This is a genomic window from Rhodococcus sp. WS1, assembly GCF_003797745.1.
GTDB lineage: Bacteria > Actinomycetota > Actinomycetes > Mycobacteriales > Mycobacteriaceae > Rhodococcus_F > Rhodococcus_F erythropolis.
In genome coordinates this window covers 2,162,399-2,188,299 of the sequence record NZ_RKLZ01000002.1, presented here as the reverse complement: position 1 = coordinate 2,188,299, position 25,901 = coordinate 2,162,399, and the positions used below count along the sequence as shown (strand labels likewise).

22 protein-coding genes and 1 tRNA gene are annotated in these 25,901 nt (G+C 62.7%); 12 read left to right on the top strand and 11 right to left on the bottom strand.

Annotated elements, in window-relative coordinates; genetic code table 11:
- Window positions 1–12: 12 nt before the first annotated feature.
- A complete protein-coding gene (locus EEB12_RS23005; protein ID WP_020908687.1) occupies window positions 13–1,245 on the bottom strand; it encodes an acetyl-CoA acetyltransferase in 1,233 nt (410 codons plus the stop codon).
- Window positions 1,246–1,368: 123 nt separating this feature from the next.
- On the opposite strand from EEB12_RS23005, the gene EEB12_RS23000 reads away from it, so the two are divergent.
- The 5 genes from EEB12_RS23000 (at window position 1,369) to EEB12_RS22980 (ending at window position 6,282) form a co-directional block, all read left to right on the top strand.
- Window positions 1,369–2,580 (top strand): acetyl-CoA C-acyltransferase, encoded by a 1,212-nt coding sequence (locus EEB12_RS23000; RefSeq protein WP_019744813.1) that lies wholly within the window; start codon window positions 1,369–1,371, stop codon window positions 2,578–2,580.
- Entirely contained in the window at window positions 2,577–3,500 is a 924-nt protein-coding gene (locus EEB12_RS22995) for an SDR family NAD(P)-dependent oxidoreductase (RefSeq protein WP_141488567.1), read from the top strand. Before EEB12_RS23000 ends, EEB12_RS22995 begins: the two co-directional genes overlap by 4 nt.
- The gene (locus tag EEB12_RS22990; protein WP_029255965.1) at window positions 3,497–4,321 is read left to right on the top strand and encodes a DUF1295 domain-containing protein; all 825 of its coding nucleotides are present in this window, start codon (window positions 3,497–3,499) and stop codon (window positions 4,319–4,321) included. Before EEB12_RS22995 ends, EEB12_RS22990 begins: the two co-directional genes overlap by 4 nt.
- Window positions 4,318–5,184 carry an acyl-CoA thioesterase gene (locus EEB12_RS22985; RefSeq protein WP_141488566.1) on the top strand — a complete coding sequence of 289 codons (867 nt, stop codon included), beginning with the start codon at window positions 4,318–4,320 and terminating at the stop codon, window positions 5,182–5,184. Before EEB12_RS22990 ends, EEB12_RS22985 begins: the two co-directional genes overlap by 4 nt.
- Before the next feature lie 81 nt (window positions 5,185–5,265).
- The gene (locus EEB12_RS22980; protein ID WP_031330889.1) at window positions 5,266–6,282 is read left to right on the top strand and encodes a winged helix-turn-helix transcriptional regulator; all 1,017 of its coding nucleotides are present in this window, start codon (window positions 5,266–5,268) and stop codon (window positions 6,280–6,282) included.
- 9 nt (window positions 6,283–6,291) lie between these two features.
- On the opposite strand, the gene EEB12_RS22975 is transcribed toward EEB12_RS22980, so the two are convergent.
- A complete protein-coding gene (locus tag EEB12_RS22975; RefSeq protein WP_029255967.1) occupies window positions 6,292–7,671 on the bottom strand; it encodes an LLM class flavin-dependent oxidoreductase in 1,380 nt (459 codons plus the stop codon).
- Window positions 7,672–7,912: 241 nt separating this feature from the next.
- Between EEB12_RS22975 and EEB12_RS22970 the strand changes: the two genes are divergently transcribed.
- The 3 genes from EEB12_RS22970 (at window position 7,913) to EEB12_RS22960 (ending at window position 9,854) form a co-directional block, all read left to right on the top strand.
- Window positions 7,913–7,985, top strand: a tRNA-Arg gene (locus tag EEB12_RS22970).
- A gap of 219 nt (window positions 7,986–8,204) precedes the next feature.
- Window positions 8,205–8,594 carry a DUF4234 domain-containing protein gene (locus EEB12_RS22965; RefSeq protein WP_141488565.1) on the top strand — a complete coding sequence of 130 codons (390 nt, stop codon included), beginning with the start codon at window positions 8,205–8,207 and terminating at the stop codon, window positions 8,592–8,594.
- A gap of 297 nt (window positions 8,595–8,891) precedes the next feature.
- Complete coding sequence (locus tag EEB12_RS22960) at window positions 8,892–9,854, top strand: formylglycine-generating enzyme family protein (protein ID WP_141488564.1); 963 nt, start codon at window positions 8,892–8,894, stop codon at window positions 9,852–9,854.
- Between the two features lies 1 nt (window position 9,855).
- Here EEB12_RS22960 and EEB12_RS22955 read toward each other — a convergent pair whose 3' ends face one another.
- Window positions 9,856–10,773 carry a TauD/TfdA dioxygenase family protein gene (locus tag EEB12_RS22955; protein WP_029255969.1) on the bottom strand — a complete coding sequence of 306 codons (918 nt, stop codon included), beginning with the start codon at window positions 10,771–10,773 and terminating at the stop codon, window positions 9,856–9,858.
- A 35-nt stretch (window positions 10,774–10,808) separates the two neighbouring features.
- Complete coding sequence (locus EEB12_RS22950; RefSeq protein ID WP_020970413.1) at window positions 10,809–11,477, bottom strand: TetR family transcriptional regulator; 669 nt, start codon at window positions 11,475–11,477, stop codon at window positions 10,809–10,811.
- Window positions 11,478–11,682: 205 nt separating this feature from the next.
- On the opposite strand from EEB12_RS22950, the gene EEB12_RS22945 reads away from it, so the two are divergent.
- A complete protein-coding gene (locus EEB12_RS22945; RefSeq protein WP_141488563.1) occupies window positions 11,683–14,019 on the top strand; it encodes an arylsulfatase in 2,337 nt (778 codons plus the stop codon).
- Window positions 14,020–14,092: 73 nt separating this feature from the next.
- Here the strand turns inward: EEB12_RS22945 and EEB12_RS22940 are convergent, their stop codons facing one another.
- From EEB12_RS22940 to EEB12_RS22925, 4 genes are all read right to left on the bottom strand, one after another.
- Complete coding sequence (locus EEB12_RS22940; protein WP_258537185.1) at window positions 14,093–15,595, bottom strand: DUF4153 domain-containing protein; 1,503 nt, start codon at window positions 15,593–15,595, stop codon at window positions 14,093–14,095.
- 108 nt (window positions 15,596–15,703) lie between these two features.
- The gene (locus EEB12_RS22935; protein ID WP_020908707.1) at window positions 15,704–16,699 is read right to left on the bottom strand and encodes a sensor histidine kinase; all 996 of its coding nucleotides are present in this window, start codon (window positions 16,697–16,699) and stop codon (window positions 15,704–15,706) included.
- Entirely contained in the window at window positions 16,696–17,382 is a 687-nt protein-coding gene (locus EEB12_RS22930) for a response regulator transcription factor (RefSeq protein ID WP_020908708.1), read from the bottom strand. Before EEB12_RS22930 ends, EEB12_RS22935 begins: the two co-directional genes overlap by 4 nt.
- Before the next feature lie 65 nt (window positions 17,383–17,447).
- Window positions 17,448–17,981: an NlpC/P60 family protein gene (locus EEB12_RS22925; protein WP_029255974.1), complete on the bottom strand. Its 534-nt coding sequence runs from the start codon at window positions 17,979–17,981 to the stop codon at window positions 17,448–17,450.
- 250 nt (window positions 17,982–18,231) lie between these two features.
- Here EEB12_RS22925 and EEB12_RS22920 point away from each other — a divergent pair, with 250 nt between their 5' ends.
- On the top strand, window positions 18,232–19,341 hold the full coding sequence (locus tag EEB12_RS22920) for a serine hydrolase domain-containing protein (protein WP_141488561.1): 1,110 nt from the start codon (window positions 18,232–18,234) through the stop codon (window positions 19,339–19,341).
- A 5-nt stretch (window positions 19,342–19,346) separates the two neighbouring features.
- Here the strand turns inward: EEB12_RS22920 and EEB12_RS22915 are convergent, their stop codons facing one another.
- Window positions 19,347–20,570, bottom strand: coding sequence for an erythromycin esterase family protein (locus EEB12_RS22915; protein ID WP_141488560.1), 1,224 nt, complete (start codon window positions 20,568–20,570; stop codon window positions 19,347–19,349).
- A gap of 107 nt (window positions 20,571–20,677) precedes the next feature.
- On the opposite strand from EEB12_RS22915, the gene EEB12_RS22910 reads away from it, so the two are divergent.
- Window positions 20,678–21,400, top strand: coding sequence for a TioE family transcriptional regulator (locus EEB12_RS22910; RefSeq protein WP_019744829.1), 723 nt, complete (start codon window positions 20,678–20,680; stop codon window positions 21,398–21,400).
- Window positions 21,401–21,404: 4 nt separating this feature from the next.
- Here the strand turns inward: EEB12_RS22910 and EEB12_RS22905 are convergent, their stop codons facing one another.
- The gene (locus EEB12_RS22905; protein WP_003940096.1) at window positions 21,405–22,052 is read right to left on the bottom strand and encodes a TetR/AcrR family transcriptional regulator; all 648 of its coding nucleotides are present in this window, start codon (window positions 22,050–22,052) and stop codon (window positions 21,405–21,407) included.
- Window positions 22,053–22,129: 77 nt separating this feature from the next.
- Between EEB12_RS22905 and EEB12_RS22900 the strand changes: the two genes are divergently transcribed.
- Window positions 22,130–23,671: an MFS transporter gene (locus tag EEB12_RS22900; protein ID WP_141488559.1), complete on the top strand. Its 1,542-nt coding sequence runs from the start codon at window positions 22,130–22,132 to the stop codon at window positions 23,669–23,671.
- On the opposite strand, the gene EEB12_RS22895 is transcribed toward EEB12_RS22900, so the two are convergent.
- On the bottom strand, window positions 23,571–25,853 hold the full coding sequence (locus EEB12_RS22895; protein WP_141488558.1) for an ATP-dependent DNA ligase: 2,283 nt from the start codon (window positions 25,851–25,853) through the stop codon (window positions 23,571–23,573). The two genes, EEB12_RS22900 and EEB12_RS22895, sit on opposite strands and share 101 nt — an antisense overlap.
- Window positions 25,854–25,901 lie beyond the last annotated feature (48 nt).

The following is a 25,901-nucleotide window of genomic DNA, read 5'->3' as shown; positions in this document are numbered from 1 at the left end:
TGGGCTGCACTTTCAGGAAACTGCGTCGACGACAAAACTGACGGTGGTGGCCGTACTTCCACCGAAGTTGAGCGTCGCAAAGCGGCTCGCACCCTCGACTTGGAAACCGCCGGCCTTTCCCGTCACCTGATGGGCCGCGTCGAGAAGCATTCGAACACCACTGGCACCCACCGGATGACCACCGCCGATCAGACCGCCGCTGGGGTTGATCGGTAGCTTGCCGCCCATGGCGATGTCACCACTCTCGATGGCTTTCCACGACTCGCCGGGCGCGGTCAGACCGATGTGGTCGATCGCGAGATACTCACTCGCCGTGAAACAATCATGTGTTTCGATCCCGTCTATCCCGGCCAGGTCGACTCCCGCCCGGGAGAAGGCACCCATCACCGCATCCCGAACGTGTGGCATCACGTAGGGATTATCGGCGTCGCGGGCCAGCTTCTGCTCGAGACCTAAACCAACAGTCCGGTGACCCCAGCCCGCGATCTGGGCCAGCGGAGTCGCCGCGGCATCAGGATGCTCACGGAGGTACTTGTCCGTCACCAGCACAACCCCGGCGCCACCGTCGGTCACCTGGCTGCAATCGAATCGTCGAACACCGCCTTCCACAACAGGATTGGTGGCGTCGTCGCCGCCTGCATTCCCGAGCAGATCGGGTACCGCCCAACCGCGTGTCTGTGCATTGGGGTTGTTCTTCGCGTTCGCGAAATTGATCTGCGAGATCGCGCGAAGGTGAGATTCGTCGATCCCGTAGCGCCGCCCGTACTCCTTCGACACACGATCGAACATGTACGGCCACATGAATTTTGCTTCCTGACCTTCGTGTCCGACCCAGGCTGCAGCGCCCAGATGTCCGGCCGCGTCATCACCCGGAACCGTCTTCTCCAGTTCGATACCCATCACCAGAGCCGCGTCGTAGTTGCCGGCGCGCAGGTCTGCCATCGCTGCAAGTACGGCGATACTGCCCGATGCGCACGCCGCCTCGTGCCGGGACGAGGGCACACCCCATAGATCTGGATGCACGGTGGCGGGCATCGCACCCAGCTGACCTTGGCCGGCAAACAATTGACCGAAGGCATTACCGACGTGGATCACCTCGATGTCGGCGGCAGGAACCTTCGCCGCGGCCAGGGTGTGGTTCACCACCTCTTCGGCAAGGTTCGCGAAATCGAGTTCCTCACGGGTGAAGTTCCGTGCGAAGTCGGATTGGTACCCGCCGAGAATCCAAATGTTCGAAACAGTCATGACCTCTCCCCTTGCCGATCCGGCATCGGTGACGTCACCGAGATACCCGTGCATCGGCGGTTGTAATTTCATCGCAACCGTACTACAACTAGCAGAGTAACTCTACTAATTGAAGGGTTGAAAATGACTGATGCTTTTGTCCTCGACTACGTGCGCACACCGCGCGGCCGAGCATCGACGCGAGGTGCCCTCCACGAACACAGCCCAGTCGATCTTGTCGTCCACCTGGCCAAGGCTTTGCAGGGTCGAACGAACCTCGCCGCAGAACAGATCGACGACGTCGTTCTCGGTTGCGCATCGCAGGTGGACGAGCAGGGCGCGAACATCGCGAGAACTGCCGCACTCCTTGCCGGTTGGGGCGATTCCGTTCCCGGCGCGACCCTCAATCGTTTCTGCGCATCCGGCGTCGACGCAGTCGGCCAGAGCGCAGCCCGCATTCGCAGCGACGACGTCTCCCTCGTCGTGGCCGGTGGCGTCGAAAGCGTCTCCCGCACTCCGATGTTCAGTGATCGCGGACCGCTGTGGACCGACCCGGCAACCATCGCGCAGATCGGCTCCATCCATATGGGTGTTGCCGCCGACTTGAATGCCACGATCGAGGGGTACTCCCGCGACGAGTTGGATGCGTACGGCGTCGAAACCCAGCACAAGGCTGCCGAGGCCTGGCGCAACGGCGCATTCGAGCGGTCCGTTGTGCCCGTTCCCGGCAGAAATGGTGAAGCCGGAATCGCGCACGACGAACTGGTCAGGGCAGAGACGACGGCAGAGGGACTCGCCGCGCTGCCTCCGGCCTTCGAAGGGCTCGGCGCCGCCGGTCAGGATGCACTCGCGCTCGCCGCCTACCCTGAGGTCGGCAAGATCGAACACCTGCACACCGTCGGATCCTCTCCCGCCATGGCCGACGGCGCAGCACTACTACTCCTCGGATCCGAGAAAGCCGCGGCCAGAGCCGGCCTGACCCCTCGCGCACGGATCATCGGATCCGCCTCGACTTCGGTGAATCCGGTTCTCATGCTCACGGCGGGCCAGAGCGCCGTGGAGGCAGTCATCGCTCGAGCCGGGCTTCGTCCACAGGACATCGACGTGTTCGAGTTCGCAGAGGCCTTCTCCGCGCTCTGCCTACGGTTCCGCCGCGATCTTGACGCCGGGCCGGACCGCATGAACCCCAACGGAGGCACGATGGCGATGGGCCATGCATTCGGCGCCACCGGAGCAATTCTCGTCGGCGCGTGCGTCGACGAACTGGTACGGAGCGACGGACGCTACGGTGTGGCCGCGGTCAGCGGCGCCGCCGGTGTCGGAGTCGCGGTGCTCGTCGAACGGATCGCCTCGTGACCGCCAGTTCACTCTCGGGCCGCGTTGCCGTCGTCACGGGAGGGGGTAAGGGCCTCGGCCGTGCCGTCGCACTGCATCTCGCGAGCCGAGGGGTCACGGTGATCGTCAACAATCGAAATCGCACACTCGACGGGAGCGGCCGGGGCCCTGCAGATCAGGTCGTCGACGAAATCCTCGAAGCCGGTGGCCACGCCGTCGCCAACCACGACGACGTCACCGACCCCGAGGTCGGTCGAAAGTTGGTGGACGACGCTCTCACTCGGTTCGGACGACTCGACTTCTGCATCACCAGCGCCGCGGTCAGCGGTCCACAGATGCTCCATCGCACCACCGCCGAGAACCTCAGCACCGTCATCACGACAAACGTCGTCGGGACCGCGCTGGTTGCCGCTGAAGCCTCCCGAGTCATGCGCGAAGCCGGATTCGGGCGCATCGTGATGATTGCCTCGACCGCAGGACTGCACGGCGAACCCACCGTGTCCGCCTACGCCGCCAGTAAGGGTGCCGTCATCGCACTGGGCCGCACCGCGGCCGGCGAAGGTTCGAGTCGCAATGTGTTCACCAATGTCGTACTGCCCTATGCCACTACGCAGATGACCGAGTCCGGAATGGACCCACGATTCATCGACATCATGGGTGCCGACCTGGTAGCCCCGGTGGTCACTGCCCTCGTCGATCCCGAGTCCACGACCAACGGGCAGGTGATCGTCACGGCAGGTAACGGAGTGCGTTCGGCCGACGCCGTCGAGGGCTCGACCGAATTCTTGCCCACCACCACAGAACTCGATGCCAAAGCGCTCGACGCACTGCTCGTGACCAGCCGGCTCGGCACTCATCACACCTATCCGAGCGCACAGGAAGCCTTCGCGGACTTCGCTTCCGAACTGCTCGACCACCACAATCAGAAAGCGCGCGCATGACCGACATCCCATTGGGCGACCTTGCACTGAACTTCGGTGTGAGCGCACTCGCCGTGCTCGTCTTCATCGCAGTCGTGATGGCCGTAGCCATCCGGATGAACAATCACTCGATCATCGACATCTGTTGGGGGCCTGGCTTCGCCGTCGTCGCCGTCGTCTCGTACCTGACGTCCATCGGATCGGACGGCAACGATCTGCGTCGCCTCGTGGTGCTGGCACTGACCGTGGTGTGGGGAATGCGACTCGGCCTCTACATCGGCTTCCGAAACCGTGGGCACGGGCAGGACAAGCGCTACACTGCCCTGCTCAAACATCAACAGGGACCGCTGGTTCCGTTCCTGATTCGCAAAATCTACGGCCTCCAGGGCGTTCTCATTCTCGTGGTGTCGCTGCCCGTCCAGTTCGCGATGTACGAGTTTCGCGCCCTCGGAGTCATCGGCGCTATCGGCATCGCAGTCTGGACCGTCGGCTTCGTCTTCGAATCGGTTGGTGACTACCAACTTTCCCGATTCAAGGCAGATCCGGCCAATTCGGGAATGGTGATGGATCGTGGACTCTGGGCCTGGACCCGGCATCCCAACTACTTCGGCGACGCATGTGTCTGGGTCGGACTGTTCATCCTCGCGCTTGGTGATCCATTGGCGCTGATCACGATCGTCTCGCCGATCGTCATGATCAAACTACTGGTGAGCTACAGCGGTAAGGCCTTGCTCGAACGAGGCATGCGCAAGAGCAAAGGCCAGGCCTACGACGACTACGTCGCCCGGACCAGTGGCTTCTTTCCCCGTCCGCCCCGTCCGGCACGAAACCACGCGTCGTGAGCGCCCCCACGAGTGGTCTCGCTGACGTCTTCGATCTGGAATCGACCGGCCAGGACCGGTGGCAAGGGTCGAACGACGGTGTTCGGCTACCTCAGTTGTTCGGCGGCCAACTGGTCGCCCAGTCGATTCTCGCAGCCGGGCACACGGTTACCGACGGCAAAGCGATCAGTTCCGTCCACACGCACTTCCTTCGCCCGGGGTCGACGAATCGCGCGACCGAGTTCTCGGTAGATCGCCTTCGGGACGGAAAACGCCTGTCCACCAGAGGCGTCGACGTCCACCAGGACGGACGACTCGTCTGCCGTTCGACGGTATCAGCCTCCTCGATCGACGAGGGCATCACTCACAGTCGAGCCGTACCCGCCGCGCTCCCGCCCGCTGAGTGCGTGACGTTGCAGGAGTTGGCCGAGGCAGACGGTGGGCTGGGCGAGGTGTGGGAGGAGTTCTCCGCCATCGAGATTCGTGTGTCCCCCCTCGATTCGCAGTCCCCCACGACGCATTCGGCGGCGCCTCCGTGCAACATCTGGATGCGTTCGGCTCAGCGACTGAGCGACGATCCGCTGATTCACGTCGCTGCTCTCGCCTATGCCAGTGATCTGATGCTGATGGCAACCGCGCTGACTCCGCACGGCTACGACATCGGGCAGGAGCACTCGCTCGATACGGATTGGACGGGCGTGTCCCTCGATCACACGATGTGGTTTCAGCGTCCCGTGCGAGCGGACGAGTGGCTCCTCTTCGAGCATTCGACACCCACTGCTCATGCCGGCAGAGCAGTCGTGAATGCCGCGGTCTTCGATCAGTCCGGACTCCAGATCTGCCAAATCACCCAGGAAGCGTTACTCATTGCCCGTATCGAGTGATTCCCGACTCTTTCTGCAGACCACTCGGTACGGTCTCGCGGTGCCGCAGGGTTCGCGGCCTATGATTTCGGGGTGGTACGAGTGAATGCAACCGGATCTTCGGCGTCGGCCGGATCTCCGACACCCACGCCGTCGGTGGGCGTCACCGAGTTGCCTGCGGGCGGACCCAACGCACTGGCGGTCACGCTCGGGCTACTGGGAGACGAGTGGAACCTCTGGATTCTGCGGTTCGCCCTTTTGGGGTCGCGTCGATACAACGACTGGCTGGCTCTCGGGGGAATCTCCAACTCGGTGCTGTCCTCACGGTTGGCAGTCCTGACGGCCGGCGGAATGCTCGAGCGCCGGGAGTACCAGCAGAACCCGCCGAGGCACGAATACTCGGTCACTCGCAAAGGCCAGTCGATCTGGCCGGTCCTCATCACCATGTGGTCGTGGGAGAAGCAGTGGGCACCGAATGAAATCGCGCCACTACCACCGCTGCGGCACAGCACCTGCGGAAACGACTTCACTCCGATCCTACGTTGCAAGGAGTGCGGCGAGGACGTGGACGTGCGATCCCTGGACTCCCGAATGGGGCCGAGTGGGGACTTCTCACGCAGTGTGCCCGAAGCAACGTCGAGGCGCCGCTCCACCAAGTCCGAACGCCGACCGGAAATCCTGGCTCACACGATGGAACTCGTCGGCAATCGCTGGTCGGCAGCGATCATCGGGGCAGCTTTCCGCGGTGCCCGTCGCTACGGAGAGTTCGCCGAGATCACCGGTGCGCCGCCGGCAATCGTCGCCGATCGGTTGAAGCACCTCACCGAGATCGGTGTGATGGAAACGCGGCCGCTTCCGGATCGCCCACAGTGGTCGGAGTATCGACTCACCGACAAGGGAACCGCGTACTTCCCCGTCGTGATGTGCATGATCTCGTGGGGTCAGCGCTGGTTCAGATCCGCGGACGGTCCGGACATCGTTCTCCATCACAAGGCGTGTGGAAAGCGGTTCGAAGCAAGGCTGGGTTGTAGTGCGTGTGGTGAGGAACTGAGGTCTTCGGACATCGAGGCGATCGACCTCACCACCTCGGTGCACGTGCCGGGGTCCGGCTGGTCCTGAGATCCCCACTCAGCCGGCAGTGCGGATCCGGTCGAAGCTCCGGCCTCGGTGTTCGAGCGGCAGCCTGTCCCCTCGCCCGAACAATTTGTTGCGCAGCGTCCCCGCTTCGTAGTCGCTCTGGTAGGCACCCCTCCTCGTCAGCTCCGGAATCACATGCTCCACAATGTCTTCGAAGGTTCCAGGAGTCACCGCGTACGCGAGATTGAAGCCGTCGACGTCGGTCTCGGCAACCCACTCCTGCAACTCGTCGGCGACCTCCGCGCCGGAACCGACAACGATCGGGCCGAGCCCGCCGATACCCGCCCACTCCGCGATGTCTCCCACCGTCCATTCGCCGCCCTTCTCGTCGGCCTGACGAAACGATGCGACCGCGGATTGAATGGCGTTGCTCTCGACGTTCCCGATCGGCTCGTCCGCTCGGTATCCGGAGAGGTCGATTCCCATCCACCCCGAGGTGAAAACGAGTGCACCTTCACTACTCGCGTAGCTGCGGTAGTCCTCGAGCTTCGCCTGGGCCAACTCGGGGGTTCGGTCGGTGATGATCGTCAACAGTGTGTAGATGCGGGCCGAGTACGGATCGCGCCCGACCTTCGTCAGTTCGTTTCGGATTCGGGCAACGGTGTCTTTGAGAATCGCCTTTGTCGGTGCACCCACAAAGATCGCCTCGGCATTCTCGGCGGCGAACCGAACCCCGCGTGGCGACGCGCCGGCCTGGAAGATGACCGGCGTCCGCTGCGGAGAAGGTTCGGAGATGTGGATGCCCGGAACCGTGAAGTGCTTGCCTTCGTGCTCGATCGGATGAACTTTAGAGGGGTCCGTGTAGACCCCGGTGGTTCTGTCACGCACCACCGCGTCGTCTTCCCACGACGTTTCCCACAACTTGTAGAGAACTTCGAGGTACTCGTCCGCGTGGTCGTAGCGATCGTCGTGCTGGAGTTGGTCGTCCTCGCCCATGTTCCGTGCGGCCGACGGGAGGTATCCGGTGACCACGTTCCACCCGATTCGCCCGTTCGTCAGGTGGTCGAGGGTGCTCAAGCGCCGAGCAAACGGGTACGGATGCTCGAAAGCTGTACCTGCGGTGATACCGAAGCCCAAGTGCTCGGTCACGGCAGCCATCGCCGACGCCAGCAGTAGCGGGTCCGAGACCGGTACCTGCGCGCCCTGCCGCAGCGCTGCGTCGTGATTGCCGCCGTACACGTCGTAGGTTCCCAACACATCGGCCAGGAACAGCCCGTCGAATCGTCCACGCTCGAGGAGTTTCGCCAATTCCGTCCAGTACCTCAGATCCGTGTACCTGGACGACTGGTCCTCCGGGTGGCGCCACAGACCTGGCGATTGATGGGCGACGCAGTTCATGGCAAAGGCGTTGAAGCGGATTCTGCGGGTCATTCCCGCACCATGCCGTGCCTGCTCCGCAGTGACCACCATTGCGATCAGTGCGATCGGTTCGGCTCCTCTTGCACCCGGCGATACCGTCGACTTCGCGACCTCGTCGGCGGGCCGCTACACTGACTAGCGCAGCTGTGACGCCCGAGGCTTCGTGCCGACAGGTCGAGCGGATGCAACAGTAGTATCGGGAAGCGAAAACCCCGGCAGCACACGGTTTTCAGCGCTTGTCGGTACGCTCCCCGCCCTCGTAGCTCAGGGGATAGAGCATTCCTCTCCTAAAGGAAGGGTCGCAGGTTCGAATCCTGCCGAGGGCACATTTGGAATCTCAAGCGCAGATGGGAATGCGTTCTCAAGCAACGAACAATTGCGTCGGCCTGATCTCGGGCGCCGCGCTTTCCCGCGTGATCACAGCCAAATTTGCGTTTGAAGTATGCGAGTCACCTCGATCGGCTGATCATAAATCCCGTCCGTCTGGTTTGATAACTGCACACTCGCCGAGCAAAGTGCGAGCAACAGACTCGAAGGACAGCGTAATGACGCAACAAGGGATTCAGTTACAGGCTCAGCAAACCCCGATTCGGAAACAAGGGCCGTGGGGTTTGTGGTGGCTGACGGTAATCACCTTCGGAATCTATTACCTCGTCTGGTACGACCGCATCAACGGCGAACTGGCAAGCTTCACCGGGAATCAACGTGAGGGCTGGACGCGCTGGTGGTCGCAGATCATCCCGTTCTACGGCCTTGTGGGACTATCCCGTACGGCGAAGCGGCTGAACCAGGCCCACGGGATTGTGAACTCGTCCGTGACGGTCTCCCCGGTGACGACTTGGCTATGGGCACCGGCATGGTTCGGATCGCAAACGCGTTACCTGCAGCGACGGATCAACACCCTCGCCGACATCCAGGCGAGTCACAGAATCTAACACCATCGAGCGGAGCCCCCGCCTGGAGAGGTGGGGGCTGTCCCGTCTCGCGGAACCAGTAATCTCTCGCCCAAGGGCCTGCTTGTCTCGCTCACTGGCCAGACCGGCAACTTCAAACTGGCTGCAGTGCAGCGAAATAGATCGATTGATCGACAAGGGAGTCGATCCGAGTTGTTTCGCCTAAATCCTGATCTACGGAGGCTGCGACACGGAGCATTTCGACGCTCCGTGTAAGTGTCGAGACACTCGGTGGGACTCTCCCTACATCGGCGTGACCAACGTGCCATTCTTGAATTCATGACGACGCCTCACTCCACGGCAACTCCCCCGAAGAACATGTCTTTGATCCCGGGTGGGACGTACTGGATGGGCTCCGAAGACTTCTATCCGGAAGAACGCCCAGTTCACCAGGTCACCGTCGACGGATTCTGGATGGACACGACGGCGGTGACAGTCGCCGAGTTCCGACGCTTCGTGAAGGCAACTGGCCACGTCACCACTGCTGAAATCGCCCCGGATGCCGCCGACTATCCCGACGCCGATCCAGCCCTCCTCGTCCCGGGATCGTTGGTCTTCAATTCGCCACCCGGCCCGGTTTCACTCGACGACTACACCCGGTGGTGGTCGTTCACTCCCGGCGCCGATTGGCGCCATCCCGAGGGCTCCGACAGCAACATCGGGGGACGTGAACGGCACCCCGTCACCCACGTGTCGTACTTCGACGCCCAGGCCTACGCCGCGTGGGCCGGCAAGGCACTCCCGACCGAGGCCGAGTGGGAGTTTGCCGCCCGCGGCGGACTCGATCGCCAGGCCTACGTGTGGGGCGATCGCGACTCTCCGGGCGGGCGGCCCGGTGGCAACGTATGGCAGGGCCAGTTCCCCTGGGAGAACCTGCTCGAGGACGGGTACGAGCGCACCGCTCCGGTCGGAAAGTTCCGGCCCAACGGCTACGGACTGCTCGACATGGCCGGGAACGTGTGGGAATGGACGGCCGATCACTACACGTCCGACCACGCCCACAGTTCCAAGAACGTCGCGCCGGCCTCGTCGTGCTGCATTCCTCGCAATCCCCGCGCGGAGTTCGCCACCGAGGCCTTGGCCGGCGAACCCTACGCACGACGGGTGATCAAAGGCGGCTCACATCTGTGTGCACCGAACTACTGCTTGCGATATCGCCCCGCCGCGCGGCAGGGCGAATCCGAGGAGTCCTCGACCTGCCACGTCGGCTTCCGGTGCATCATCCGCATTCCGCAGGAGTAGATCAGAAGGGCCGGTCCCCCAGGATGGCCACCCGCTCCATGACGCGGCGATGCGGGAAGTAGTCGCTCGCAGCGTAGTGCTGGGTGGCCCGGTTGTCCCAGAAGGCAATGGAATTCGGCGCCCACTTGAAGCGGCACTGGAAGTCCGGGACCTTGACCTGCGCGAACAGCAGGTTGAGCAGATCGTTGCCTTCGACAGGATCCATATCCGGAATGTGGGTGGTGAAGAGGCTGTTGACGAACAGCGTCTTCCGCCCGGTCTCCGGATGCTTACGCACCATCGGATGCAGAACCGGCGGGTACTGCTCCTTCATCTGCTCCAACTTCTCCGGGCTCATGCCGCGTCCGAAGGACGGCACAAAATCGTGGATGGCGTCCTTGCCGTCGATCAAGTCCTTGATCTCGTCGGGGAGGCAGTCGAAGGCGTTACCCATATCGGCCCAGAGCGTGTCACCACCGGCAGGCGGTACGTCGATCGCCCGAAGTACTGAACCAAGCGGCGGCGTCTTCGTCCAGGTGACGTCGACGTGCCAGATGTTCTCCGTTCCTGGACTGTCCTCTCCGCGTTCGAATCTGACGACTGCCGGGACCTCTCCCTGCGGGAGAAGTGGATGAACCTCGAGTTCACCCCAATGGGCCGCGAAGTCACGATGATTCAAGCTCGAAATCGGCTGGTCCCGAAAGAACACGACCTTCCATTCGAGGAGGGCCCGGCGCACGTCCTCGATCTGCTCCTCCGACGGATCACGCAAGTCGATATCGCTGATCTCGGCACCGATGAACGGTGTGACGGGTGTCAGAGTGAACCGCTCGTACGGCCTCGATTCAACGCCTTCCGGATTGCGCCTCATTCCGCGTGGTCCGAATTCGATTGTGTGATTGCCGATTTGGACTGTTCGTGATGATGTAAGGGTAGCCATCGAATGACTCCGTCCTGTCGTGTCGTGTCGCGGGGTCACACGTCAGTCGACGCGTGCACCCACTTTGCTCGTGTGCGTTTGTGTGCGCTTTGGGGCGCGGTCAGTGCTCCTACCGCGAGATCGACCAGATGATCCACCGTCGTATCGAAATCTGCCTGAACAACGGGGTTTTCGTCTTCGCGGCGCTGCTCGAAGATGGCCAGAGCAGAGACGCTCATGTTGAACGTCAGATCGATCCGTTCCACCGCGACGCGGCGGGGCAGATGCGGCAACGCCCGCGTCAACCTGCCGACTACCTCGTTGATTCCTTCACTGACCTCGCGAAACTCAGCACTCTGTGTATCCACTGACGGTGAAATTCTCGCGATGAACCGCGCATAGTTGGACCCGTCGACCGTCGCCATGAAATCGGCCAGCGGGTACAGGAAGGCTTCGACCAAAGCACGGACCAGATCGGTCCGCCCACTGGCGTCGACGTCGTCGAGATACGTCAGTCGCGCTGCATTGATCTGATCCATCCGATGCCGGAATACGGCCAGCACCAGACCGTCTCGCCCGCCGAAGTGATACTGAACTGCAGAGTTGTTGCGCTGCCCGGCCGCAGTCGCCACGTCCCGCATGGACACTTCGTGAATACCGTGCTCGGCGAACATCCGCTCGGCGACGGCGATCATGGCGTTCTTGGCATCCAACGAGGCGGGCATATACCGACCATATAAGTCACTGACTTAATTCCGCAAGACCCACCCCTGTGCGCGGTTAGGGAGTGCAGGGACTCCTTAACCACTCACAGGGGTGATTATCCCAGTCAGCGAGACCTACGCCGCCAACTGAATTCCGATCGATACTCTCCAAATTAAGACGACTGCTTAATCGACCCCGGTTTTGCACACGCCAAGGAGCCTGCTGGTGAATCGCCATTCCATCCCGATCATTCCCGAGACGCCGAACGTCGCGGCCGCCGTGTACTACCCCGATCAGAATCCCCCGTACACCCGCCCGGAACCGCTTCGCCCGCCGGCCGGGGCCCCGAACGTGCTGCTGATCATGATCGACGACGTCGGATTCGGCGCACCCTCCGCGTTCGGTGGCCCGTGCCGCACGCCCACCGCCGAGCGTTTGGCCGAAACCGGCGTGAAATACAGCCGATTCCACACCACGGCTCTGTGCTCGCCGACGCGTGCCGCCACACTGACGGGGCGCAACCACCACAGTGTCGGTATGGGTGTCATCTCCGAAATGGCCAACGCGGCACCGGGATACAACGGTACCCGCCCTGCCTCTGCCGCCACGGTCGCACGCGTCCTGCAGGGAAACGGCTATGCGACGGGCGCTTTCGGCAAGATGCACCAGACCCCGACGTGGGAGACCACCGCTGCCGGGCCGTTCGATCGGTGGCCGGTCCGTGAGGGTTTCGACAAGTTCTACGGTTTTCTCGGTGCCGAATCCGATCAGTTCGCCCCGGTTCTCTACGAGGACTTCACGATGGTCGACTTACCCAAGACGCCACAGGAGGGTTACCACCTGTCCGAAGATCTCGTCGACCACGCGATCGAATGGGTCGAGGGCGTCAACACGATGGACCCGGACAAGCCGTGGTTCTGCTACCTCCCCTTCGGCGCGTGCCACGCTCCACTCCAGGTCCCGGACCGCTACCTGGACAAGTACGTCGGCGAATTCGATCACGGGTGGGATCGCCAACGTGAGATCACCCTCCAAAAGCAGAAGGAACTGGGCGTCGTCGCTCCTGACACCGAGTTGGCCCCCTGGGCTCCGGGGCTCCCGCACTGGGACGAACTCGACGACGACCAGAAGAAGGTCTCGGCCCGTTTGATGGAGTTGTACGCGGCATTTCTCGAGCACACCGACGACGAGGTAGGCAGGCTCGTCGACCGGTTGCAGGAAATGGGTGTACTCGACAACACTCTGGTGCTCTACATGCTGGGTGACAACGGCGCCTCCGCCGAGGGCGGCATGGAGGGCTCGTTCAATTACCTCGCCGGCCTCAACGGTTACAAGAGTGCGACATCCGACGTACTGGCGCGCTACGACGAGTTGGGGACCGAAACCAGCTACCCGCACTATCCGGCGTCGTGGGCTCTGGCTCTCGACACCCCGTACCAGTGGGCCAAGCAGGTTGCGTCCCACTACGGCGGTACCCGAAACGGTCTGATCGCCCACTGGCCCAAGGGGATCGACAAGCCAGGCATCAGGGAGCAATGGCATCACTGCGTCGACATCACGCCGACAATCCTGGAAGCTGCCGGCATTCCGGCACCGACCAGCGTCGACGGGGTCACCCAGAAACCGATGGAAGGCGTGGCGATGAACTACACCTTCGCCGAGCCCGACGCCGAAGAGCGCCACACCACACAGTATTTCGAGATCTTCGGCAACCGCGGAATCTACGATCACGGTTGGACCGCAGTCACGGCCCACCGCGCACCCTGGCTGATGGCCACTCACGGCCTCGAGCTCACACCGATGAGCGAAGACCGCTGGGAGCTGTACGACACCTCGGTCGACTGGTCGCAGGCCCGCGATCTCGCGGACGAGCATCCCGAGATCCTGGCCCGGCTCAAGGAAAAGTTCCTCGTCGAGGCGGCCAAATATCAGGTGTTGCCGCTGGACGACAGAACGGTCGGTCGCCACGCCACCGCGGAATCACGACCCCCGCATCCGATGATGGGCCGCAAGACCCTCACGCTGTACCCACACATGAACGGCCTGGTCGAGAAAGCCGCGCCGACGTTCTTCAACCGCTCGTACACGCTGACCGCGAGTCTGGGTAGCGTCGCCGACGGCATGCTGGTCAGCCTCGGTGGCCGGTTCGGCGGATTCGCTTTGTACATACTCGATTCCGTCCCCGTCTACTGCTACAACTTCAGCGGCGGTGGTCGGACCTTCGTGCGTGGGCGCAACCCGCTGGCACCCGATGCGCGCGAGGTGTCCGTCCACTTCGAGTACGACGGCGGCGGAATCGGCAAGGGTGGAACCGCCACCCTGAGCGTCGACGGCGTGGTGGTCTCCGAGGGCCGGATCGAGAAGACCACTCGGGCGATCTTCAGCATGAACGAACAGCTCGACGTCGGCATCAACCGGGGAAGCCCGGTCGCGGAAGAGTTCGCGGACAAGGGCACGTTCCGCTACGGCGGCAAACTCAACAGCGTGACGATCGACTTACGCTCCACCCGCGACGTGGTGTCCGCGGAGGAACGGGAGAAAATCTCACTCGCCGTGCACTGATCGAACAGGCGACGCTCGCCGATTGTGCAGCCGCGCGCGATATCTGCCGTGCGGCTGCACAATCGCCCTGCGTCTATCCGACCGTGTACATCTGCAGGCACGGCCCGACCGGGCGAGCTTCCAGGATGTCGCGCGCCTTCTCACGCGCTGCGTTGAACTCCCAGGGCGCAGTGGTGCCCGGCACTCCGAATCGATATCTGCTCAAGGCACATGAACGCTGCGGTTCCGGTAGACGATCCAAGGCAGGTACCGCGTCGACGGAGAGCCCGCGTAAGTAGGAAACGTCTATGCTCTTGCCGCCCTCGAACCGCTCCACGTTCTTTTGCGCGATGTACGCATCGGGGTTGAACACCGCGAAGGCCAGCAGCGCGACGGCCGAAGTGGCGAGAACGGCTGTGGGCAGCCACTTCCCGGACATCCGAATACCTGCGACGAGCAACAACACGAACACGAAGCCCAGAAGCAGCTCTGTCGCGAAGACGCTGACCCGGAGCACCGTGAAACCGTACTGATTCTCGTACAACCACATCCGGTGCACAGCGGATGCCACGATCACCAGACTGAAGAGGCACAGTGCACCCAACAGTCCGCGGGCAAGACGCCTCGATCCAGCGTCGCGGCGGTCGATGTACCGCACTGCGACGGCGATGACGAGCAGCGTCAGCACGGTAACCGCCATGAGCTGCCAGAAACCCTCACGCGCGTAGTCCGCGTAGGTCAGTCCATCGGTCACCTGTACGTGTTCGTCTCCCCCGAACAGCGTCTTCGTCTGTACTGCAACAAAACCGAGGAACAGCACGTTGAGTACTCCGAGCGGGACCGCCCACTCCCACATCGGCAACGGCGTCGCCGGCGCAGGTGCAAACGCGTCCACCGTCGGCGTTCTGCGACGCAGGTACACCGCAACCAGCGTGCCGAACGCCATCACGACGCCGGCAAAGATCCGTGCTCCCGGGTTCGACACGGAGATGGCAGGAGCGAAGCCGCCGAAGATCTTCGCGAACTCCGGATCCGCACTCACGAACAAAGATCCGAAAATCAGCAGGAGAAGAATCGACACTGCGCTCACGACGACAACTCGCGCCGCCGGCACCCGCGGAGCAGAGCGGGTAGCAAGTTTTCGACGACGAACGAAGTTGACCGTCCGGTGGGGTGCCCGCCAGGGAGCGAACGTTCCCAGAAGTATTCCGGTCCACGTCCGCCCGCCGATCAGAGTCCACGTGAACAGAACCCACGCAGCTACGACGCAGAGGAACACCAACCACTCCGCACCGCGAACGGCGGCAACGCCCAGAAGTGCGAGCATCCCCATCGCGGCGGCCCACTGCGTCGTAGACATCCGCGGCGGCGTCAGAATCCCGAACACGATCACCACGCCGACACCGACGACCACGTACGCGATACTCACGAACCCTGGATCGAGGATCAGGGCCGCCAGCGCCCCAACGCCGCTCGCGCCGACGAGCATCGAGCGGGTGGCCATCGACGTGCGATCGGGACGCCAGAACCGGCTGGGTCGCTTGGGTTTTGCAACCGGTATCGGCGCTTTCGGCGGAATGACTATTGGAGCGCTCATGTGATCTCCCATGTTTCGGGTTCAAATTTCGGGTTCGGAACTACGGGCGAAGGCCTGATGAAGGCATGCGCCATCGCGAGATCTCTCGATCTCGTAGGAAACTTTGATTCAGCTCTGCGGCAGCACTACTCGAATGCAGCAGCCCGACGGGGCATCGACGACGGCGATCCTGCCGTCATGTAATTCGACCGCCCACTTCGCGATCGCGAGGCCGAGCCCGGTACCCCCGTCGGTCGATCCGCCGCGGATGAAGCGGTCGAACACTCGCTCACGGGCTTGTGGCTCGATGCCGGGGCCGTCGTCGTGGACATCGAGCACCAACTCCCCTGCACTGCCGGTACGTACTCGGATGACAACTTTCGTGTCGACGTTCCCGTGCTGAACCGCGTTGTCCACCAGGTTGGTCACCACCTGATGGAGGCGATCCGGATCGGCTACCACGGACAATTTCGGAGGCTTGACGTCTATCTCGATGTCGCCCGCACTCACACTCGACAGCTCACGTAGGAACGGCTCGACCTCGAAACGGCGGCGCTTCAACGGCATAGCGCCGCCCTCGAGTTTCGAGAGGTCGAGAAGGTCGGCCACCAGCGCTCCCAGTCGTTCCGTCTGCCGCAACGCCGATTTCATCATCGCCGGATCCGGTTCTTCGACACCGTCGACAACGTTTTCGAGCATGGCTTGCAAAGCGGTGATGGGCGTCCGTAATTCGTGGGAGACGTTGCCGATCAACTCGCGGCGGTACCGGTCGTCGGCCCCGAGGTCCTCGGCCATCCGATTGAACGCATGGGCGAGTTCGCCTACTTCGTCGCGGGAAGTCGCTCGTACCCGCCGCGAATAATCGCCGCGCGCCATCGCCTTCGCCGCGGCTGTCATCTCGCGAAGCGGTGACGTCATTCCGTGTGCGAGCACTTGTGTAACTCCGAGAGCGACAACCAACGCCGTCAGGAGAGCAAAACGAAATGGTTGTTGCGACGTCAGCCAGAAACCGCCCGCGGCGAACAACAACGCTGCGACAACCAGGAGGCCGACCTTCACTTTGAACGATCGCATCGGGTCCAGCGGCCGCGGCCACCGTGCAAAGAGTCGGTCGACGCCGCTCATCGCGGCACGTCCCAGGCGTACCCGACGCCGTGAACTGTCCGGATCACGGAAGGTCCGAGCTTGCGTCGTAGAGCCTTGACGTGGCTGTCGACGGTCCGACTACCCGCTCCCTCACCCCAGCCCCAGATCTCCTCGAGCAGCGACTCCCGCGGGATCGCCGCTCGCGGCCGCTCCGCCAGGTAGGCGATGAGATCGAATTCGGTGCGAGTCAGGTGGACTTCCTGCGTATCACGACGCACTCGACGTTCGGTCAGGTCGATCACGACGTCGCCGAACTCGAGCAAGTCGGCCACCGGGCGAGCAGCGTGCTCCGCACGATCAGCGCGCCGAAGCAACGCCTGAACACGGGCGACGAGGACACGCATGCTGAACGGCTTGCTCAGATAATCGTCGGCCCCGACGCCGAGACCGATCAGCATGTCGGTTTCATCGGCACGAGCGGTCAACATCAGCACGGGCACCGGGCGCACGGCCTGGATGCGGCGGCAGACTTCGAGGCCGTCGAATCCCGGCATCATCACGTCGAGCACCACTAGGTCGGCATCCATCTGCTCGCAACGGGTCACAGCACTGGGACCGTCGAATGCCAACTCGACGTCGTAGCCCTCGGCACGCAGCCTCGCTGCGATGGACTCGCAGATACTGACCTCGTCGTCGACCACGAGCACTCTTCGCTGACTCATGGAACTGACTGTATTCGGCCCTCGTGGATGAACCTGGGAGGACTTGTGAAGGTTCTGTGCAGGTTCTAGAACCTGCGGATGTTGTTGATCGGCAGATCCGCCAGCGGCGTCAGTCCGGTCGGAACACCAACTCCGTAGGCGTTGAACACCATTCCGAATCCGGCGTAGATGCCGACGTGCGTCGCACCGGGGTAGAAGGTGATGACGTCGCCGGGAGCGAGGGCCCACCGAGGAACCGGCTGTCCGACGTTGGCCTGCTGTTGGCTGGTCCTTGGCAGATTCACTCCGGCCTGCCGAAACGCCCATTGCACCAGCCCGGAGCAGTCCCACGAGTTCGGCCCGACTCCGCCCCATTGGTAGGGCTTTCCGGTCTGAGTGCTCGCTGCTGCCAGCGCGATCAGGCCTGCCGGACTCGGAATGGGGAGGGCGGCTGATCCGCTGCTGATGCTTCCTGCGCTTCCCAGGCTGCCGGAGCTCCCGCTACTGCCGCCGCTACCGAGGCTCCCCGGGTCGGCCGAGGCGGGGGCAGCGGAGAGCAACAGGACGCTTCCGGTCAGCAGAGCAGCGACCGTTCCCGTGCGGAGTGTCGACTTCTTCATGCATCCGTCCTTCGTGGGAGTCGTTTCGGCGCGCAGCAGCGCACCTCGATAGCCGTGAACTGGTAAGGCACGTGAAAACAAACACTTCGTTCGGATGTTAACGGCGTAGACGTGGTGTTCGGACAGGAATCATTGATCCCATTTGTCGGTTTTCGACAAACAGGCCTTACGTCCCGGCCTGGCAAAGATCAGGGAATGATCGGGGATTTCCTGGATCCGTCGGCGCCGGCGGATCCCTAGATTCGAAATCATGCGCTCATACCTCCTTGTCGCCGCGGTCATCATCGGAGCTACCACGGCGCTGATCGGTTGCTCGACGCTCCAGCGCGCAGTGGAGATTCAATCGGATCTCGACGGACTCACCAGGTCGGGTGTCGTCGGGTCGATCGCAACACTCGACGACGGAACCACGACGGCTGTCATGACCAGCGGCGTACCCAATCGGACCAACGGCGATTCGATCGGCAAGAATGATCGGGTCCGGATCGGAAGTGTGACAAAGACATTCACCGCTTCACTCGTCCTGCAGTTGGTGGCCGAAGGCAAGGTCGACCTCGACGCACCGATCGAGCAGTACCTCCCGGGCCTACTGCACGGCAGTGACATGGACGGCAGTGGCACAGACGGTAGCGCAATCACCGTGCGGCAACTGTTGCAACATCGCAGCGGCCTACCCGAGTTCGCCGGAGAACCCGGCGCCGACGAATGGATTGCCGCAAACGAGGACCGAACGCTGACGCCGTCCGCCGCGGTCGCCATCGCCCTCGGCAAACCGGCGCAATTCGTCCCCGGAACGTCGTTCGTCTACACCAACACCAACTACATCGTTCTCGGAATGCTCGTCGAATCGGTGACCGGCCGCAGCTACGCCGACGAACTTCAGTCTCGGATACTCGACCCGCTGGACCTGGACGACACGTACCTCCCGGCGGCCGGTGAGCGCGATATCAGGGGCGATCACCTGACGGGCTATCAGGATCTCGATGGTGGCCTGACCGATGTTTCCCGCACGGAACCGTCGATCCCCTGGTCTGCCGGAGCGATGGTCTCGACGGGCACAGACCTGAACGCCTTCTGGCGCGCGCTACTCGACGGGCAGGTGGTGCCGGCCGAGCAGCTTGCCGAGATGACCACCCCTCAGGTCGGCGCCACCGAAGCCGAGGGGCTCGGGTACGGGATGGGCGTCGGCGCCACCGAACTTCCCTGCGGCGTCACCTATACCGGCCACAGTGGCGGGATCTACGGGTACTACACGCTGTCCGGTGCGACGCCGGATCGTGCGTTCACCGTGACGCTGACGTCGACGCCGAAGGACCAGCCGGACACCGTCGCGATACTCTCGCACGCGCTCTGCCCCTGACGCTGTTACCAGTACTGATGACGCTGCCCGTCGGTATCCGCGACGAAGATGACCGCGTCGGCGCCGTCCAACTCCGAAGGTTTCAGCGGCAGATGCCCTGGCAGGATCGCTTCTCCCGCGGTGATCGACGGGCCGAGCGCGGCTCGCAGGGCCGGAGTCGAGAACAGGGCACGCCGACCGGTCGCATCGGCCAACGCTCCCTGAAGCGTGCCCGGATCACTGTCGGGGTTGGCGTCGGTTGCCAAAAATACGTAACGCTCCCCGAGGAGAAGTCCGACAAGTGAGCCGGCGCTCCCCCAACTGACCACGTTGCCGTTGACCGGCATGTCGGACGGCATTCGCAAGAGATGGGCATTGTGTGCGAACAGCAGGCTAGGCCCGCGTCGCTGCTCCTGGGCGATGACCGCCAGCAGGTTCTCGGCCATCATCTCGGCACGCAGACTGAGCAGTGTTCCAATGCGATCAGGAGCGGAACTCGCCATCGCGGAGTGATACCGCAAGAGCCCCAGAGCGGTGCGTGAATGTGCAAGGGCCAGGTCGTACCCGGCAGGGTCGGCGGGTCGCAGCACTGGTGCGGCGCGCCGAAGGACGCTGCCGAGGTCGTCCGCAATGATGCGCAGGGCGCGAGCATGATCGGAGTTGCCGACGGACGCAGCCGGATCGAACATCGCCGCCGGGTTGGTCCAGTCGGCGTCCTGCCCCAGAAAGAGGTCGGCGTCGTCGAGAGATTGTGGCCGCAACGCGGCGGGCAGGAAGTCACCTGCCGCAGACAGTGCGCGGCGCGGGCTCGGTGCACCGGAGTACTCCACCGGAGCGTCGAAGCCGTAGAAGCGAACTCGGTCAGCCGGAGCGCGACCGTCGTTGTACTCGCGTAGCCATTCGACGAGTTCGCGGTTACCCGGTACCGCACCGAATCCGTGGCTGAAGCCTGTGGCGAGCACCTTCTCGATGTCCGCCTCTCCCCCGTTCACGTAGCCGTCGACAAGCAATGCCGCAAAGGCATCTGTTTCGAGCACGATCGACCGATATCCTCGTTCGACCAGTTGGCCGAGAAGTTCGTTGCGCAGCAACGGAAAAGCCTTGATCCCATGAGTCGGCTCGCCGAGAGCGAGCAGAGCCGGCACCTCGGTTCGTGCTGCGAGCACTTCGTCGACGGCACGACCAAGACTTGCCGCGTCTTCGAGTTGGCGGCCGAACTCACTCAGCGCTGGGGCAGTGGACATGATCATCCCTTTCGAAGGTGGACTGCCTTCGACAGTATCGTTGAAGATTCGCGTGAAACTTTTACAACAATTACCTGGGGTATACCGTGAAAAGCCTCAATCGGAGGTGATCAGTGCGGCCCATCGACCTTGCCCGTGAACACGGGTTGTCCGCACAGGCGATCCGCAATTACGACGACGCCGGCGTCCTTCCTCCGACCGATCGCAGCAACGCCGGCTACCGGCGATACACCCCAGTGCACGCGCAGGCCCTGCGAACTTTCCTCGCATTGCGCGGCGGTCACGGCCACCAGCGGGCCACGGAAATCATGCGTGCGACCAACCAGGGCGACACCGAGTCCGCCTACCGCCTGATCGACAGTGCACACGTGACACTGCTCGCCGAGCGAGGAACTCGCACCGAGGTAGCCGCAACGCTGGGGACTCTGTCCACCATGGCACCGGCACTGGTCCACGGTCCAGCGCTGACGGTCGGTGAGCTTGCGCGCCGTCTCGGCGTTCATCCGGCGACACTGCGCACGTGGGAAGAGCACGGCATCCTGCACCCCGAGCGCGAACGAGCAACGGGTTATCGCGAATACGGTCCGGAGTGTGTGCGCGACGCCGAGATCGCGCGGCAGCTGCGGCGCGGCGGCTACCGACTGTCGCAAGTCGCCCAGTTTCTCGATTCGCTGCGCGAGGCCGGCGGAGCGGACTCATTGGCAGCGTTCCTCGAATCCTGGCAAGACCGGCTGACCACACGCAGTCGCAACCTTCTCGCCGGCGCGGCTCAGCTCGATGCCTATCTCACGATGCTGGATCAGACCTCGCCTGGTTGCCGATCAGCAAACGGTTGAGGTGTCAGTTCACAAGCCGCGCAAGGCTCCTCACCATCTCACCGACGGTGTCGGTCGACGGCCACGGGAATTCCGGGAGATCGGCCCGCAACATCACCTGTCCGTGCAGCGAAGTCCAGATCGATACCGCATCGACAAAAGTGTCTGTGCTGGCCGACCTCCCAGCGGCGACGCACGCGTCAAGGTTGGTCACCAGCGTGTTGAAGGCGGCCAGTCCTCGCGTATCCGATTGTGGTGACTGACCTTTCGGCCTGGACCACCCGAACAAGACCCGATACCGAGCGGGCTCGGAAATGCCGAACTCGACGTATGCCGAGCACCCGGCATACAGACCCTCGACCGGGTCGGGGTGTGCGGAAACGGCGTCGGCCACGGCGAGATGCAACTGCTCCAGCGATTCGGAGACCACCGCTTCGACAATGGCATCGCGATCGGAAAAGTGTCCGTAGATAGATGGTGCGGATATCCCGACTTCGCGAGCGACTGATCGGAGCGTCACCGCCTGATCCGATCCGGTGCGGGCGATGAGCGTCGCCGCTGCGGCGACGATCTCTCCGCGGAGCCGTGCGCCGCTTCCTCTCGGATTTCGGGCGCGAGTACTCCGAGAACCACTCGTCCCAGTTTCATCGGCATCTTCGGAAACATCACTCACCCGACAAACTTTACACATGTAAGGCGAGGGGGTACGTTCTCATCACTAAACATTCGTAAGGTTACATTCGTAAGGACATGATGAATTCCCTCGAACCCACTGACCGGCGACGATGGGCAGCACTGGGCGCCCTCTGCACATCCCTCGTCGTAGTCACGATCGACAACACCATCCTCAACACCGCTATCCCGACCCTTGCCCGCGAACTGCGGGCGACCACCGTCGACCTGCAATGGATCAGCAACGCATACACATTGGCGTTCGCCGCCTTGCTCATCACGGCAGGTGGACTCGGCGCGAGATTCGGTCACCGTCGGATACTTCTGACCGGCCTCATCTTGTTCGCTCTCGGGTCAGCCTTCGCTGCCCTCTCTCACACGTCGTTGCAGCTGATCGGCTGGAGAACAGTGATGGGGGCAGCCGCCGCACTGGTCATGCCGGCGACGCTGTCACTTGTCGTCTCGATGTTCGCCCCGCACGAGAGAGGCCGGGCGATAGGAATCTGGTCTGCAACCGCCGGACTGGGAATCGCGATCGGCCCCGTGGCCGGTGGCGTACTTCTCGAACATTTCAGTTGGGGAAGCGTCTTCTGGATAAACGTCCCACTGGTCGCCGTTGTGATAGCCGCGACGGTTTCTCTTGTGTCCTCAGCAGGAGGAATGGTCAAGGGTTCCTTCGACATCCCCGGACTCCTGTTGTCCGCCGGCGGACTGGCTTTGATCGTGGATGCCCTCACCCAAGCAAGCCTTCGCGGATGGTCGTCGCCCATCACGGTGCTGGAGATCGTCAGCGCAACAGCACTTCTCGCCGGGTTCGTCTGGTGGGAGCTGCGGGCCCCGGCGCCGATGACAGACGTGCGCATCTTCACCAGCCGAGTGTTCAGCATCTCCAATGCCATCTTGGCCGCAACGTTCTTCGCCTTGTTCGGTGTTCTCTTCACGTACACGCAATACCTCCAATTCGTTCGCGGTTACGGTCCATTGGTTGCCGGCGTCGGTGCAGTTCCGTTTGCACTGGTGATGGCGGCTGTCGCCTCCAGCAGCGATCGTGTGGTGGGCCGACTCGGGGTGCGCAGTTCGATCGCGGGCGGCCTCGCGGTCATGTCCGTGGGACTGTTGGTCTTGTCGATCGCCGCGGGTAGGTACGCACCGTTCGGGGTCCTGGCTGCGATCATGGCACTGGTTGGCGCCGGGATGGGGTTGGTCATGGCTCCGGCAACAACTGCGTCGATGTCGTCGGTTGCGCCCCAGCAGGCTTCGATGGCGAGTTCGATAAACAGTGTCGTACGGGAATTGGGTGGAGTTCTGGGCGTCGCCGTCGTCGGGACAGTCGTAGCAACGGTTTTCCGGTCCCGCTTCGAACCCGGAGTCGGCACTTCCACAGTCGATCTGGCGCAGATCCACGCCGACGCTCCCCCGGTGAGCATTGTGGCCGAGGCAGCGAATCAGGCTTACACTTCGGCGATGTGCATGGGGATCCAGATCTGTGCCGCAGCAGCGTTTCTCAGTGCGTTGGCCGTTATTGCCTTGTTTCCCGCACCACGTCGCCCGGCTTCTTGTCCTCTCGCAGACCCCGCCAACTCGGGTGGCGAAGGCGTCCGGTCGCCGTCCAATCCATGAACCGCGCCTCACCGACGAGTTCAGGCCTCACCCACACCGCACCCTTGCGGTCATCTGCTGGAAGTTCCGCCTCGAACGGACTTTCCTTCTGACGCAACGGTTCCAGCAACGCAAGCAGTGACTCCAAATCACGATCACTGAAGCCGGTACCGACGCGTCCCACGTAGGTCAATCCGTCCTCACCCGGAATTCCCATGAGCAGCGCCCCGATCCCTTGCGCTCGATTGCCCTGCCCGGTGCGCCACCCACCGATCACCACCTCTTGGGTGCGCCAGTTCTTCACCTTGATCCAACTCGACCCCCGCCGCCCTGGAAGGTAGACCGATGCACGACGTTTGGCGACAATCCCTTCCCACCCGGCATCGGTGCTCACCTCCAAGGCGTTCTCCGCCGTGCCCTCGATCTGCGGTGGTACCTCGAGCTCACCGACCTTGCCCGCCAACGCATTCAACACGGTGCGGCGATCCGAATAGGACTTCCGCAGCAAAGACACTCCGTCGAGGTACAGAAGATCGAAGGCCAGGAACACCGGTTCCCCACCTCGCTGGAGGAGGCCGAAATCTGTAACTCCCGCGTCGTTGTACGCCACCACCTCACCGTCGAGAACCACGTCATGACCGTCCAGCACCTCGGCCAACCCGGCAAGGGCTGGATAGTCCCGGGTCTTGTCGTTACCCGCGCGACTGCGAAGCGACATTGTGCCCGAATGAGATTCGAGAATCACTCGAATCCCGTCCCACTTTCCTTCGAAGGCCCACTCCTGCGGGTCGAGACCTTCGAGCGTTCCAGCGGTGGCAAGCATCGGCTCGAGATTCTTGGGAAACTCCGTTCCGAAACTCGCGTTCTGATCCTTCATCAGATGCATCAACCACTGATCACCCTTTGTCCGGATCAGCGCGAAGCGTCCCTGCACCCGCTCCCCACTCAAGCGCACGATCACCTCGTCTTCACGCCACTTCTCGGTCTCGTACGTCCCGGAATCCCAGATCGTCATCGAACCGCCGCCGTACTCCCCCTTCGGAATCGTGCCCGAGAATGTGGCGTATTCGAGCGGATGATCCTCGGTGTGCACGGCCAACCGATTTTCTCCGGCACTGGTCGGCACACCCTTCGGGACTGCCCAGGACACAAGCACACCATCCCGCTCGAGACGAACGTCGTAATGCAATCGTCTGGCGTGATGTTCTTGAATCACAAAGGTATTGCCCGCTGTCTCCTTGTCCACTGCAGCAGGGATCGGCTCCGGAGTCCGGTCGGCTGACCTCTTGTTGCGGTAGTGCGTCAACGTATCGGCTACAGACGCCGAGACCGGCGGATCCAGATCGCCCAGCAGATCACCGTCGGATTCGACGCGCTCCAGAACCTCGTCGAACAGCAGGTGGCGCAGTTTCGGATCGTCGAGTTCGTCCCAACTGCGCGGCGCGGCAACATAGGGTTGATCGCGACCGCGCATCGAATACGGCGCAATGGTGGTCTTGGCTGCGTTGTTCTGACTCCAGTCAACGAAGATCTTGCCTGCCCGGACATTTCGCGCCATCGTCGCGGTGACGAGATCCGGGTGAAGCTTCTCGAGCCCGTTGGCGATCTGCTTGGCGACAGTCGACGCACCACTGCCGTCCAACGCTCGATCCAATGGAACGTAGAGGTGGATTCCCTTGCTACCACTGGTTACCGGATAGGCCGTCCACCCCAGAGTTGCGACCAGATCTCGAATCGACCTCGCCACCTCGGCGCACTCGGTCAATCCGACACCCTCACCCGGGTCGAGATCGAATACCAGTCGTGTCGCCGGACCACGCTCGGAACCGTCGAATCGCCATTGGGGAACGTGTAATTCGAGTGCCGCCTGTTGCCCCAGCCACGCCAGGGATGCAACGGAATCGAAAATCGGGTAAGTGACGACGCGATCAGAATGTTGCAGCGACGCACGCGTGAGCCACTGAGGGGCAGACGACGCCAGGTTCTTCTCGAAGAAGGACTGACCGTCCACACCATTGGGCCAACGCTTACGAGTACCAGGTCTACCGACGACATGCGGAAGCATGACGGCGGCGATACGGGTGTAGTAGTCGATGACTTCGGCCTTCGTGGTGCCGCTCTCGGGGTAGAGGATCTTGCCCAGATTGGTCACGGACACGGTTGTGCCGTCGAGAGTGATCTGACCCCGATCCGTCGTTGCCATTTCCTCATTGTGCTGGATAGCGCTGTGTCTGGATAGCGCTGCGTCTGG